The sequence below is a fragment of the Arcicella rosea genome (genome assembly GCF_040543805.1).
Lineage (GTDB): Bacteria > Bacteroidota > Bacteroidia > Cytophagales > Spirosomataceae > Arcicella > Arcicella rosea.
On record NZ_JBEUMS010000002.1, the window covers coordinates 137,647 to 151,995 of the forward strand.

The following is a 14,349-nucleotide window of genomic DNA, read 5'->3' on the forward strand; positions in this document are numbered from 1 at the left end:
CTCCAATCGTTTTATCAATACATCAACTCATTTCTATGAATAAGTTTTTGAAATATATTATCCTTAACCTGCTCATTTGCTGTAGCTTTAGTGCGATAACATTCGCTGAGATAATTCCACAAAAAAAACGTTTAGCTACAATTTTAATAACGGATTCTAGTCAAATTCGTATCAAATTTGGTGTAGAGAAACTTCGTTCGGCTTTAACAACTATTGGCTATGAAGTAAAGATTAAAGCTGTTTCAAATACAAAAGAAACGGGGAGTGTCATCGTCATAAGTACTTTATCTGATGAAAAGCTCCAAAATACTCTTTCTTTATACAATCTTGACAATAAAAAGGATTTAGGAAAAGAAGGATTTTCTATCTCAAAAGCAATCGATAAACCTATGTTGATTATTGGAAAAGATGCTTCTGGTGTTTTGTATGGTTGTTTGGAATTGGTGAATCAAATTAAAGAAACAGGGAAATTATCCGAACAAATTAATATCAGCGAACAACCAGAAATGGTTTTGCGTGGTACTTGTATCGGTTTGCAGAAAACGACTTTATTGCCGGGAAGAGGAACTTACGAATATCCATACACGCCCGAAAGTTTTCCTTGGTTTTATGATAAAGCGATGTGGATTCAGTATTTGGACATGATGGTTGAAAACCGCTATAATTCTTTGTACTTGTGGAATGGACATCCTTTTTCATCTTTAGTGAAATTAAAAGAGTATCCTTATGCGGTAGAAGTTGATGACGAAACTTTTAAAAAGAATGAAGATATTTTCCGTTTTCTAACCCAAGAAGCCGACAAAAGAGGCATTTGGGTGATTCAAATGTTTTACAATATTATCATTCCGAAACCTTTTGCTGAAAAACATAATCTTGAAACACAAGACCGCAACCGTCCGATTATTCCCATTATTGCAGATTATACTCGTAAATCTATCGCCGCTTTTGTTGAAAAATATCCAAATGTTGGCTTGCTGATTACTTTGGGGGAAGCCATGGAAGGCGTTGGTCAGGATGATGTTGATTGGTTTACGAAAACCATTATTCCGGGCGTGCAAGATGGTTTGAAGGCAATCGGACAAACGACAGAACCGCCGATTGTTTTGCGTGCACACGACACCGATGCACCAAGAGTAATGAAAGAAGCATTGCCACTTTACAAGAATTTATTTACAATGGCAAAATTCAACGGAGAAGCCTTGACAACTTATACGCCAAGAGGTTCTTGGGCAGAATTGCATAGAAAACTCAGTAGAATCGGAACGGTTCATGTAGAAAATGTACATATTTTAGCCAATCTTGAGCCTTTCCGTTATAGCTCGCCCGATTTTATTCAGAAATCAGTTTTGGCAATGCACAGTATTTATGAAGCTAATGCTTTGCACTTATATCCACAAGCGTCTTATTGGGATTGGCCATTTACGGCAGATAAAACTGACAAACGTTTATTGCAAATTGACCGTGATTGGATGTGGTACAAAACTTGGGCAAGATACGCTTGGAATTCAAACAGAAAACGAGAAAATGAAGTAAATTATTGGGGAAAAGAATTAGCGAAAAAGTACGGCTTACCGCAAGAAAAAGCCAAAAATGTCTTGACAGCAATGGAAGAAACGGGAGAAATTTCTCCGAAATTACTTCGTCGTTATGGCATTACAGATGGGAATCGCCAAACACTTACTTTAGGAATGTTGATGACACAATTCATTAATCCTTTCCGTTATGGTTTGTTTACAATGCTGTATGAATCGGAAGCACCAGAAGGCGAAATGATTATAGAATATGCTGAGAAAGAATGGAAAAATGAAAAGCACATTGGCGAAACGCCTGTAAGAGTAGCAGATGAAGTAGTAGCACATGGTAAAAAAGCCGTTGAAGCCATTGATAAAGCTGCCAAATTTGTCACCAAAGATAAAACAGAATTCGACCGTTTGAAAAATGATACTTATTGCTATGATGCAATGGCGAATTTTTATGCAGAAAAAGTAAGAGCAAGTCTTTCGATACTTCGTTATAAATATTCAAACGATGTGAAGGATTTAGAAAAAGCTTTACCGCTTTTACAAAGTAGTGTAAATCATTTTTCAGATTTAGTAAAATATACTAAAAATGCGTATTTGTATGCCAACAGCATGCAAACCAAACAGCGTAAAATTCCGATGCGTGGTGTGGATGCTACTTTTATTCATTGGGAAGAAATGTTGCCAGTGTATCAAAAAGAATTAGCTCGTTTTAAGTTTTCAATTGATTCTCTGAAATCACAAAAAAATGTAATAGTAAAACAAGCTACACTTTTTGAAAGTGTAGATGTAAAAGTTTCTGCTGGTGTTGAAGGGTTTTATCAAAACGAAAAAGGACAGCAAGTATTCACAGATACTTTATCAGCAATTTCTGATTTAGCCATTCAATTAAAGCAATTAAAAGGCTTGAAATTTAACCGAGAAAAGCAACAATCTGTTGGAACAAGTTTGACATTTACGACAACAGAGCCCGTAAAACTTTTAGTAGGCTTTTTTAATGATAAAAATCGTAAATTCTTGCAAGCACCTGAATTAGAAACAGATGCAAGTGCTAATGATTACGGTCAGTCGGAAATTAAGATTTCAAATGCAGTATTGATAGCAGGATTTCCAGCGGTAAATATTCATGCTTACTCTTTCAAAGCTGGCACCCATACATTGAACTTAGGAAAAGGAGCTTGTTTGGTTGTAGGTTTTATGAAAGGGAATCAAGAAATCCCAATTTCAGATGCAGGTTTAGCAGGAAACAAGAAAAATATTGATTGGCTATTTGAGTAATTAATCTAATCTCAAACCTATAAGGTTTCTAAAACCTTATAGGTTTAAAAGGTTCAAATAATGAAATATAAATCACATCTTATCTCCATACTTTTACTCTTTGTAATAAGTAATACTTTCGCCCAAAAAGCAAACATTTTATCGACAGATAAACTTAAAAACTTTGTCACAGAATTTAACGCCTCAGACGATGAAGCAGTCGTGAATTTTGTGCCAAATGCCCAATCTTTCGAATGGCTTTCACAGAATATTCCTTTGTTTGAATGTCCAGACTCTGTCATTCAAAAAGTATATTATTATCGTTGGTGGGCATTGCGCAAGCATCTCAAACAAACACCCGATGGCTTTATTTTTACAGAATTTATCACCAAAGTAAATCACGCAGGTAAGCACAATGCCGTAAGTAGTGCGTTGGGACACCATATTTATGAAGGACGTTGGTTGCGTAATCAGCAATATATCAATGAATATACTTCGTTCTGGTTAGATGTTGACCCGAAGCATACTGTTCAGCGTTTTCATGGTTTCAGTAGTTGGATTGACGATGCGGTTTACAATCGTTATTTGGTCAATTTAGATAAAGCTTTTATCGAAAAAAATCTTTTGACATTAGAGGCCGATTACAGAAAATGGGAAGTAGAAAAGCAATTGCCTAATCAGCTTTTCTATCAATTTGATGTAAAAGATGCGATGGAAGAATCTATCAGCGGTGGCAGAAAAGATAAAAATATTCGCCCGACCATCAATAGTTATATGTATGGAAATGCAAAAGCATTAGTGGCAATGGCGAAGTTGGCGCAGAATGATACTTTAGCTCAAAAATATGAAGCAAAAGCAATAGAACTTAGAAAATTGACTATTGATAATCTTTGGGATCAAAAAGCTAGTTTCTTCAAAGTAAAACTTGAAAAGACAAATGGATTTTCGGATGCTCGTGAGGCGATTGGGTTTATTCCTTGGTACTTTAATTTGCCAGATGATAAAGCGAATGTCGCTAAAGCATGGAATCAACTGATTGATACAACGGGTTTTAAAGCACCTTGGGGACTTACTACTGCCGAACGTCGTCATCCATTATTTAGAACACACGGTTCTGGTCATGGTTGCGAATGGGACGGCCCACTTTGGCCTTATGCCACGACCCAAACTTTAAAAGGCTTATCGAATTTGTTAACAAATTATAAGAATCACGGAGCGATGAATGCTCAAGTTTTTTACGATGAATTACACAAATATGCCAATTCGCATCAAATGAATGGCAAATTGTACTTGGGGGAATATCAGGATGAAAAAAATGGAGAATGGCTTAAAGGTGATAATCCAAGAAGTAAGTTTTATAATCACTCAAGCTTTGCAGATTTGATTATTAACGATTTGGTTGGATTAAAGCCAAGAGCAGATAATGTTCTTGAAATCAAGCCATTAATTTCTGAAAAACAATGGGATTGGTTTTGTTTAGACAACGTTTTTTATCACGGAAAAAACCTGACAATTCTTTGGGATAAAACGGGTAAAAAGTACGGAAAAGGGAAAGGTTTCATGGCATTTGTTGACGGAAAACAAATCGCTAAAGCTAAAAAATTAAAAGAATTGAAGGCGAGTTTATGAGTTCATGAGTTTATGGTTTATGAGTAGATTTTATTTACTCATAAACCTTAAACTCATGAACTTTTTACTCATAAATCCTAAACTCATAGACTCACAAACGCAGAACTCATGAACTTAAAAAGTCTTGCTCTTTTCATTTTTTTGCCATTGCTGACCAATGCCCAAGCGTATAAACTTTGGTACAAAAAGCCTGCGGAAAAATGGACGGATGCTTTACCAATTGGAAATGGAAGACTTGGCGCAATGGTTTATGGAGGTGTTGAAAAGGACAGAATTCAGTTCAATGAAGAAACGCTTTGGACGGGCGAACCACGCAATTATAATCATCCTGACGCTGCTAAATACTTAGGTAAAATTCGACAATTATTACAAGAAGGGAAGCAAAAAGAAGCGGAACAACTGGCGGAAGAAAAATTCATGGGAACCAAAAGTAACGATGGGAAACGTGAAGAATGGTTAGCAGAAATTCGTCAATTAAAAGGTTTTGTGGGAAATCCAGCCGCAGAAAATTTTGATGATTCAGCTTGGAAAACGATTAAAGTGCCAACTTATGAAGGTTGGGAAACTGTAGGTTTTGAAGGTTTAGACGGCGCACTTTGGTTCAGAACAACTTTTGATTTACCTGAAAACTGGAAAGGTAAAAATTTGATATTGGATTTAAACCGAGTCCGTGACCAAGATTTTACTTATATCAACGGAAAATTAATTGGAAGTACCAATAATACAGACGTCAGGAAGTATGTAATTCCTGCGGAAGTATTAATAGTTGGGAAAAATAGCATCGCCATTCAAGTAATAAATTATTTCGACAAAGGCGGAATTGCGGGCTACAAAGACACAACTCGCCACATCGGAATTTATCCAGCCAATGAAAATGGCGAACAAAGAATTTCTTTGGTAAAAGATTGGAAATACTTTATTCAAAATGATGAACCGCCAGCCGTTGGGAAATATCAAGCAGATTATCAGCCTTTTGGAGATTTGTCTCTTGATTTTAAAGGACTTCAAAATTTCACCAATTATAAACGTGAATTGTCGCTTTCGGAAGCGATTGCTAGAACAAGCTATACTTCAAAAGGCATTCAATTTACCAGAGAATACTTTGCCAGCGAACCAGACCAAGCAATCGTTATTCACCTTTCAGCCAGTCAGTTAAAAAGTATCAGTTTTGATGCAAGTTTTAGCAGTCCACATAAAAAATATGTTGTTCGTCAGCTTGATAAACATACTTTAAGTTTATCAGTAGCTGTTAGAAATGGGGTTTTGAAAGGAGAAAGTAATTTATTGATTCAAGCAAAAAACGGAAAGATTTCGACTGAAAATAATAAGATTTCAGTTGAAAATGCCGACGAAGTAAGCTTGTATTTAGTCGCTGCTACAAACTTTATTGATTATAAAAACACTTCGGGAAATCCTTTCGCCATTTGTCAGCAAAGACTAGCCAATATTCAAAAAAGTAAGCTTGCTTCTTCCCAAAATTCCACCAAAATCAAACAAAAACATTTACAAGAGTATCAACAATATTACAATACTTTTTCGATTGATTTTGGAAAAGACAAGTACGAAAATCTTCCGACCGACGAAAGAATACAACAATTTCAACATCATTCAGACCCATCATTTGCAGCATTGTATGTGCAGTACGGTCGCTATTTGTTGATTTCTTCTTCAAGATTAGGCACGCATCCAGCCAATTTACAAGGCATTTGGAATGATTTACTCACGCCGCCTTGGGGAAGTAAATACACCACCAACATCAATGCAGAAATGAATTATTGGCCAGCCGAAGTACTCAATCTTTCGCCAATGCATAAATCACTTTTCAAGATGATTGAAGAATTGGCAAAAAATGGAAAAGAAACTGCCAAAACACATTACGATGCACGTGGCTGGTTGGTACATCACAACACAGATATTTGGCGAGGAACTGCGCCCATCAATGCTTCAAATCATGGGATTTGGGTGAGTGGTGGCGGATGGCTGAGTCAGCATCTTTGGGAACATTACTTGTTTACCCAAGATAAAAATTTCTTGAAAAACAACGCTTATCCTATCATGAAAGGAGCGGCGGAATTCTTTGTTGATTTTCTGGTAAAAGACCCTAAAACTGGTAGGTTAATCAGTACACCAGCGAATTCTCCTGAAAATGGTGGCTTGGTGGCTGGTCCAACGATGGATCATCAGATTATCAGAAATCTGTTTAAAAACTGTATTGAAGCAAGTAAAGTATTACATTTAGACGAGAAATTTCGAGATACTTTATTGACAAAATACAAACAGATTGCACCAAATCAAATTGGGAAATATGGTCAATTGCAAGAATGGTTGGAAGACAAAGATGATACTACTAACAGACATCGTCATGTTTCACATTTATGGGGCGTGCATCCTGGCAATGATATTACTTGGGAAGAATCTCCCGAAATAATGAAGGCGGCTAGACAATCCTTAATTTATCGTGGCGACGAAGGAACAGGTTGGAGTTTAGCTTGGAAAATTAATTTTTGGGCAAGATTCAAAGATGGCGACCATGCTATGAAAATGGTAAAAATGCTTATTCGTCCCGCTAGTGGTACGGGCGGTTCTTATGTCAATTTATTTGATGCACATCCGCCATTTCAGATTGATGGAAATTTTGGTGGCTCGGCTGGCATTGCCGAAATGCTTTTACAAAGTCATACCAAATACATTGATATTTTTCCTGCTTTACCCACTGATTTACAAGAAGGAACTGTAAAAGGCATTAAAGCCAGAGGCGGTTTTGAATTAGATTTTACTTGGAAAAATGGAAAGTTGACGAGCCTGAAAATTCTTTCAAAAGCAGGAGAACATTGTTATTTGAGATACGGAAAGAAGGAAATAGATTTCCAAACGACAAAAGGGAAAGTTTATACATTTAATGGTGAATTGAAATAATGAAAAGATGCTTTTATAGTTTATTTTGTTTGGCTTTTTTGTTGTTGAATTCAACGCAGTTTAAAGCTCAATCACTTCTTCGGAAAGATATTTCATTAGATAATAATTGGTTTACTACTGCTAAAGATTCGCTTGATAATTTTCCAGGTTTTGAAATAAGTACCTTTTCTGTCAAAAATTGGAAAAAAGTAAATGTGCCACACAATTGGGATCAGTACGAAGGTTATCGCCGAATGCTTCATGGGAACAAACATGGCTATGCGTGGTATCGTAAAACGTTTAAAGTACAAGAACTCAAAAATGGAAAACGTTTTTTTCTGTATTTTGAAGGCGTAAGTTCTTATGCAACTGTTTGGCTGAATGGTAAAAAAGTGGGTACTCATGCAGGTGGAAGAACTACTTTTACTTTGGATGTGAAGGACGTTATTTTAAGTCAGAATCAAGAAAATACTTTGGCTGTTCGTGCCGACCATCCTGCAAATATTCAAGATTTACCTTGGGTTTGTGGTGGCTGTTCTCCCGAACGTGGTTTTTCGGAAGGTTCGCAACCGATGGGTATTTTTCGTCCTGTGCATTTAGTCATTACGAATGAAGTACGTATTCAACCTTTCGGAATTCATATCTGGAATGATTCCACTGCTTCTGAAAAATCTGCTTTATTGCATCTTTCTGCAGAAATTAAAAACTACAGCAATAAGCTTAAATCACTGATAATTCTCAATGAATTATTCGATAAAAATGGACAGAAAGTAAGTGAAATAAGTTCAAAAATTACCCTTGCTTCCAATACCGTTGCTAATATCAATCAACAATTTTCTGAAATTAAAAATCCAATACTTTGGTCGATTGAAAATCCGTATTTGTATCAAGTACGCACTAAAATCATTGAAAATGGTAATTTGATTGATGAAATAAAAACAGATTATGGCATTCGTACCATCAGTTGGCCAATTGGTAAAAAAGGCGCCAAACAGTTTTTATTGAATGGAAAGCCTGTTTTTATCAATGGCATTGCAGAATACGAGCATCTGATTGGCAATAGCCATGCTTTCAGCAAAGAGCAAATTCATGCTAGAGTACAACAAATTAAAGCGGCTGGCTTCAACGCCTTTCGGGATGCGCATCAACCTCATAATTTACGTTATCATCAATATTGGGATGAATCGGGAATTTTGTGGTGGCCACAAATGGCGGCACATGTTTGGTACGATACGCCTGCTTTCAGAGAAAATTTTAAAACACTTTTAAAAGATTGGATTAAGGAACGTAGAAATAGTCCTTCGATTGTGCTTTGGGGTTTAGAAAACGAAAGTACTTTGCCCGAAGATTTTGCTAAAGAATGTACAGCATTGATTCGTCAGTTAGACCCAACGGCTTCTTCTCAGAGAAAAATAACGACTTGCAACGGAGGAAAAGGGACAGATTGGGATGTTCCGCAAAACTGGACAGGTACTTATGGAGGCGACCCAAATTTATATGGAGAAGACGTTGAAAGACAAGTATTAATTGGTGAATATGGCGCTTGGAGAACCATAGATTTACATAAAAATCAAGGTTTCAGCGAAGACAAAATGACTAATTTGATGGAATTGAAAGTACGTTTGGCGGAAGCTGCGAAAGAGAAAACGACGGGACATTTCTTTTGGTTATTCAATTCGCATGATAATCCGGGAAGAGTACAAGGAGGAGAAGGTTTGCGAGAAATCGACCGTGTTGGTCCTGTGAATTACAAAGGATTATTAACACCTTGGGAAGAACCACTAGACGTTTTTTATATGTTTCGGGCAAATTATGCTTCAAAGGAAAAAGAGCCAATGGTGTATATTTCCTCACATACTTGGGCAGATCGATGGACTAAAACGGGCAAAAAAGATAGTATCGTTGTTTATTCTAATGCCGATGAAGTAGAATTATTTAACGACGTCAATCATGTTTCTTTAGGGAAAATAAAACGAAATGGCATTGGCACACATTTTCAATGGGATGGCGTGGATATTCAATATAATGTTTTGTATGCGGTGGCTTATGTAAATGGAAAAGCTGTTGCAAAAGACTATATTGTACTCAATCATCTCCCGAAAGCGCCACATTTTCAGAGTCTTTATTCGGCTAAATCAGAAGTAGTAAGTGCCAAAAAAGATTACCAATATTTGTACAGAGTAAATTGTGGTGGGAATCAGTACATCGACCATGAAGGAAATACGTGGTTAGCCGACCAACATAAAACCGAAAAAAATACTTGGGGTTCAAGTTCTTGGGCAGATGATTTTAAAGGAATGCCAAGTTTTTTTGCTAGTCAAAGAAAAACGAATGACCCAATTTCTGGTACGAAAGATTGGCAATTATTTCAAACATTTCGTTACGGACGTGAAAAATTGAAGTATCATTTCAATGTTCCAGACGGAGAATATTTAGTAGAATTGTATTTTACAGAACCTTGGCTTGGTACAGGTGGTGGCATAGATTGTTCAGCTTGGCGTTTATTTGATGTGGCCGTGAATGAGCAAACGGTCTTGAAAAATGTAGATATTTGGAAAGAAACAGGACACGATGGCGCATTGAAGAAAACAGTGAAAGTAAAAATAAAAGGCGGTCAATTGGTGATTTCTTTTCCGAATGTTAAGGCTGGGCAAGCACTTATTTCAGCCATTGCCATTGCGAGTTTGGATAAAAAATTAAGTGAGGTTGCCCAAAAATCATGCTTAATTCATGTAAAAGAAGCAAATACTGATACAAAAATGCAATATTGGTTGGACACAGGTGATAAAGTATATTCAGACAATAATGCCCAATTTGTATCCTTGCCTTCAAATTTGTACAGTGCAACATCCCTACAGTTTGCCCAAAATCAGAACACAGAAAAGCTTACATTTACAGCTATAGAAAATATTGATGTTTTTGTGGCGATACCAATATCAGTCATTCAAAAACCAGATTGGCTTGCTAGTTTTGAAGAAACGGGTTCTTTTATCGAAAGTACTTATCAAAACAATACAGCTTATAAAGTGTTAAGAAAACGCTTATCGGTAGGAGAGGAGCTAACGCTGGGTAAAAATCCTGAAAATTCAGCACATTACTTGTTGATGATAAACCAAAGCAGTACCATTGAACCCGCTTATGATTTAAAAACGGTAAAAAGTTATAAAGCCATAGAAGGTAAATTGATAGGAGGAGCAGTGAAAGAAATTTTGATGGAAAAAGAAAGAGTTTCATTCAAAAAACCATCTGGCGATGCTTTAGAATGGACAATTTCAGTGGGGGTTGCAGATACTTATTCGCTAACGATAAAGTATCATAATCCTCTTGAAAAAGTTTTGCAGGCAAGATTAGCGATTGTTGCTACGAATGGCACAGTGATAAAAAAAGGAGATTTAATTTCTTTTCCACCTTCAAAAAAAGGAAAATGGAGTTATTACAGCACAAGTACTGGAACAATGATTAATGCAGGAACGTATCAAATAAAATTGATAGCTGAAGATGCTGAAAATCTAAGCCTTGATGCTATTGATGTGCAATAAATTGCTGATTTGTCTAGAAAGTCAGCAAAAATTTTCAGAAGAAGATAATATCGTATAATACAAAAGAAAAATCCTATAAATAACCAGAGAAATACTACTGTATATTTGTACTGTTGAATATAGAACAAAATACAGTTTTATAATCATAGAATCCCGATTTAGCATACATGAAAAACCTTCCATTTTTTGATTTATCCATCATTATTATTTATTTAATTGGGATGGTTTTGGTAGGGTTTTATTTTTCGAGAAAGAATAAAAACGCTGAGCAATTTACAACGGCCTCTGGTAAAATTCCGGGTTGGGCAATCGGAGCATCTATCTATGCTACTTTTTTGAGTAGTAACACTTTTTTAGGTGTGCCGGGCAAAGCATTCGGGAGTAATTGGAATGCTTTTGTATTCAGTTTATCGATGCCTTTGGCGGCTTGGGTTGCGTCGAAGTATTTTGTGCCTTTTTATCGAAATACGGGAGAAGTATCCGCTTATACGCACCTCGAACATCGTTTTGGTGCTTGGGCTAGAACTTACGCTGTAGTTTGTTTTTTATTGACACAATTGGCTAGAATGGGTTCCATTTTTTTTGGAATTGCCCTTAGTTTACAGGCACTTACAGGTTATTCGATGGAATTAATCATGTTGGTGATGGGTGTTTGTATCATTATTTACACTGTTTTAGGTGGAATTGAGGCAGTTATCTGGACAGAAGTAGTTCAGGCAGTGATAAAAACCTTTGGCGCTATTTTGATTTTGTATCTGATTATCAGTGAGATGCAAGGTGGAGTTGGTAAAATTATTGATATTGGTGTAGCAAATAATAAGTTTAGTTTAGGCAGTTTTTCGCCTGATTTTGTGGATTCATCGTTCTGGGTAGTTTTGTTATATGGTTTTTTTATTAACCTCAATAATTTTGGGATGGATCAAAACTATATCCAACGTTATCATACCACATCATCGGTAAAAGAAGCGTCAAAATCACTATGGCTTTGTGTGTGGTTATATGTGCCAGCGTCTTTAATTTTCTTTGTAATAGGCGCATGTTTATTTGCCTATTATCAGGTAAATCCAGAACTGATTGAAGCAGTAAAACATCAGGTTGCACTTGAGCGATTACCCAACGCATCGCCAACAGAAATTCAGGCAATGATGGCAACTTTACAACCAGCAGATTATGGAGATAAAGTAATGCCACATTTTATGGTAACGAAAATCCCAGCGGGATTAATGGGCTTAATTATTTCCGCAATTTTATCAGCGGCGATGAGTACCATTAGTTCAGGAATGAATTCATCGGCGACTGTTTTTTCTGTAGATATTTATCAACGATACATCAGTAAAGACAATAGTGAAAAGAAACAAATGAATTTACTCCATATCGCTACGGTTGTCTTTGGTTTGTTGGGAATGGGAACGGGAATTGCGATGATTGGTGTAAAAAGTATTTTGGATGTTTGGTGGCAATTATCAGGAATTTTTGCGGCTGGAATGTTAGGTTTATTTTTATTAGGAATCATAAGTCGCCAAAGTAAAAATCACGAAGCATTGATTGCTACGATAATTGGAATTTTAGTAATTATCTGGATGACTTTCTCTCCGAGTATTCCAGAAGAGTATGCTTTTTTGAGAAATACACTGCATAAAAACATGATTATTGTAATAGGAACACTTAGCATTTTTCTGACGGGAATCCTGATTACAAAGTTTAAAAAACGAGCATAATAAAGAAATAACAATATTTAATCATTAAAATTTTTGGTGTAAACGTTAGTGTTTTCACCCTGAATCTTCTGTGCCCTTTTGGATTCGAATGAACAGATTATTCCTGTTTATTTTCATTTGAATTTATTAGCGGTAACAGTTTATCTAATTTAAATTACGATGGAAAAATCGAAAAAAGGTTTTATCCCAGTCATGCTTACGCCTTTTAATGACAACGGATACATTGATTTTGACGCTTTAACAAAACTCACAGAAATCTATTTAGAAGCTGGAGCAAGCGGTTTATTTGCCAATTGCTTGTCGAGTGAAATGTTTGAGCTTTCAGATCAAGAAAGAATAGCATCAATACAGCACGTTATTAAAGTTGTAAACGGAGCTGTGCCTGTTGTAGCAACTGGAACTTTTGGCGGAGCAATTGAAAAACAAGCAGACTTTGTAAAAAGAGTAAACGATACTGGAACAGAAGCTGTAATCCTGATAACCAGTTTGTTAGCGGATGAAAATGAAGCGGATGAAGTATTTGATGAAAGAGTTTTTGCATTATTAGATAAAACAGAAAAAATTCCAGTGGGCTTTTATGAATGCCCAGTTCCTTATAAAAAAGTGCTTACGCCAACACAGTTAAAAGGTTTTGTAGAAACCGGAAGAGTAATTTATCACAAAGATACTTGTTTGGATATTGAACAAGTAAAAGAGAAAATAAAGCTGACTGAAGGATATAAATTTGGCTTGTATGATGCTTATATGGCCCATGCGGTGGATTCTCTGAAAGCGGGTTCGGCTGGACTTTCTTGTATTCAAGGAAATTATTTTCCAGAATTGATTGTATGGCTTTGCAATAATTATGAGGATGAATCTCAACAAAGTGAAGTTGCTAGAGTGCAACAATTTTTGATTGATAACATGGATGTGATGCACAACGTATATCCTATAGTTTCAAAATACTTCTTGCAAAAAAGAGGTTTAGATATTTCGACCTTTACTCGTAGGAAAGTAGGGAATTTCACTGCTTCTATCACCAAAGAAATCGAAACGCTTTATAATAATTACGGACTTTTGCAGGACGAATTAGATTTGAAAATGGCATTGAATTATTAAAACTGCATAATTTAGGTCAAAATTACTTTTCTGTATTTTGTTCTTTGATATTCATCTTCATTCTTTCACTACAGTCAATTTGTTTGCATTTGCTGTAAAAAGTGAGAGAATGATGAAGAATTTCACAATTAAAAAACTCGCCTACCATATTTTGTATATTCTGAATTCTAGGATCACAAAATTCAGTAACTTTCTGGCAATCAACACATACTACATGGTCGTGTTGGCGTCTTCCATAAGCTTTCTCATATCTTGATGATATTTTATTTCCAAACTGATGTTTAATAATCAACTCTGCTTCAACAAGCAGTTCTAAAGTATTATAAACTGTTGCTCGGCTAACATGATAATTCAGATGTTTTAAAGCCAAATACAATTCATCTGCTTCAAAATGGTCATTTCTTTCATAAATATGCTCTAGGATTGTTAATCGCTCGTGAGTTTTGCGGTATCCTTTTGTATCAAGAAATTCCTGAAAGGTTTTTTTAACTGTATTGATGTTTGATAATGCCATGCACTATTGATGATATAATTGATAGATTGTTTTCCTATAATTTTGAACGGTGTAAAATATACTTACCAAAGAATTACCTATTTATCGTATCTAGGTTAAAACCATTGTGTGAAATTAGACTAAATCTAAATAAAAAACAATAAGTCTGCTTAGAAATTATTTTTCCTAATCACTTATCA

The 14,349-nt window shown here is 35.8% G+C and carries 7 protein-coding genes; 6 read left to right on the forward strand and 1 reads right to left on the reverse strand.

The genetic code is table 11. From position 1 onward, the window contains the following. Positions 1-35: 35 nt before the first annotated feature. From ABID42_RS03875 to ABID42_RS03900, 6 genes are all read left to right on the forward strand, one after another. Positions 36-2,798, forward strand: a complete 2,763-nt coding sequence (locus tag ABID42_RS03875; protein ID WP_367282520.1) for an alpha-d-galacturonidase — start codon at positions 36-38, stop codon at positions 2,796-2,798. A 60-nt stretch (positions 2,799-2,858) separates the two neighbouring features. Beyond that, complete coding sequence (locus ABID42_RS03880) at positions 2,859-4,406, forward strand: MGH1-like glycoside hydrolase domain-containing protein (RefSeq protein WP_367282521.1); 1,548 nt, start codon at positions 2,859-2,861, stop codon at positions 4,404-4,406. 108 nt (positions 4,407-4,514) lie between these two features. After that, the gene (locus ABID42_RS03885; RefSeq protein WP_367282522.1) at positions 4,515-7,322 is read left to right on the forward strand and encodes a glycoside hydrolase family 95 protein; all 2,808 of its coding nucleotides are present in this window, start codon (positions 4,515-4,517) and stop codon (positions 7,320-7,322) included. Beyond that, a complete protein-coding gene (locus tag ABID42_RS03890) occupies positions 7,322-10,840 on the forward strand; it encodes a malectin domain-containing carbohydrate-binding protein (RefSeq protein WP_367282523.1) in 3,519 nt (1,172 codons plus the stop codon). The genes ABID42_RS03885 and ABID42_RS03890 overlap by 1 nt, the downstream gene beginning before the upstream one ends. 167 nt (positions 10,841-11,007) lie before the next feature. Then, the gene (locus tag ABID42_RS03895) at positions 11,008-12,558 is read left to right on the forward strand and encodes a sodium:solute symporter family protein (RefSeq protein WP_367282524.1); all 1,551 of its coding nucleotides are present in this window, start codon (positions 11,008-11,010) and stop codon (positions 12,556-12,558) included. A gap of 159 nt (positions 12,559-12,717) precedes the next feature. After that, positions 12,718-13,656, forward strand: a complete 939-nt coding sequence (locus ABID42_RS03900) for a dihydrodipicolinate synthase family protein (RefSeq protein ID WP_367282525.1) — start codon at positions 12,718-12,720, stop codon at positions 13,654-13,656. Between the two features lie 22 nt (positions 13,657-13,678). On the opposite strand, the gene ABID42_RS03905 is transcribed toward ABID42_RS03900, so the two are convergent. Beyond that, entirely contained in the window at positions 13,679-14,170 is a 492-nt protein-coding gene (locus ABID42_RS03905; RefSeq protein WP_367282526.1) for a Fur family transcriptional regulator, read from the reverse strand. Positions 14,171-14,349 lie beyond the last annotated feature (179 nt).

Excerpts from the sequence above, each read along its gene's own strand:
- ABID42_RS03875 (WP_367282520.1), top strand. The coding sequence starts at position 36 with ATGAATAAGTTTTTGAAATATATTATCCTTAACCTGCTCATTTGCTGT.
- ABID42_RS03880 (WP_367282521.1), top strand. The coding sequence starts at position 2,859 with ATGAAATATAAATCACATCTTATCTCCATACTTTTACTCTTTGTAATA.
- ABID42_RS03885 (WP_367282522.1), top strand. The coding sequence starts at position 4,515 with ATGAACTTAAAAAGTCTTGCTCTTTTCATTTTTTTGCCATTGCTGACC.
- ABID42_RS03890 (WP_367282523.1), top strand. The coding sequence starts at position 7,322 with ATGAAAAGATGCTTTTATAGTTTATTTTGTTTGGCTTTTTTGTTGTTG.
- ABID42_RS03895 (WP_367282524.1), top strand. The coding sequence starts at position 11,008 with ATGAAAAACCTTCCATTTTTTGATTTATCCATCATTATTATTTATTTA.
- ABID42_RS03900 (WP_367282525.1), top strand. The coding sequence starts at position 12,718 with ATGGAAAAATCGAAAAAAGGTTTTATCCCAGTCATGCTTACGCCTTTT.
- ABID42_RS03905 (WP_367282526.1), bottom strand. The coding sequence starts at position 14,170 with ATGGCATTATCAAACATCAATACAGTTAAAAAAACCTTTCAGGAATTT.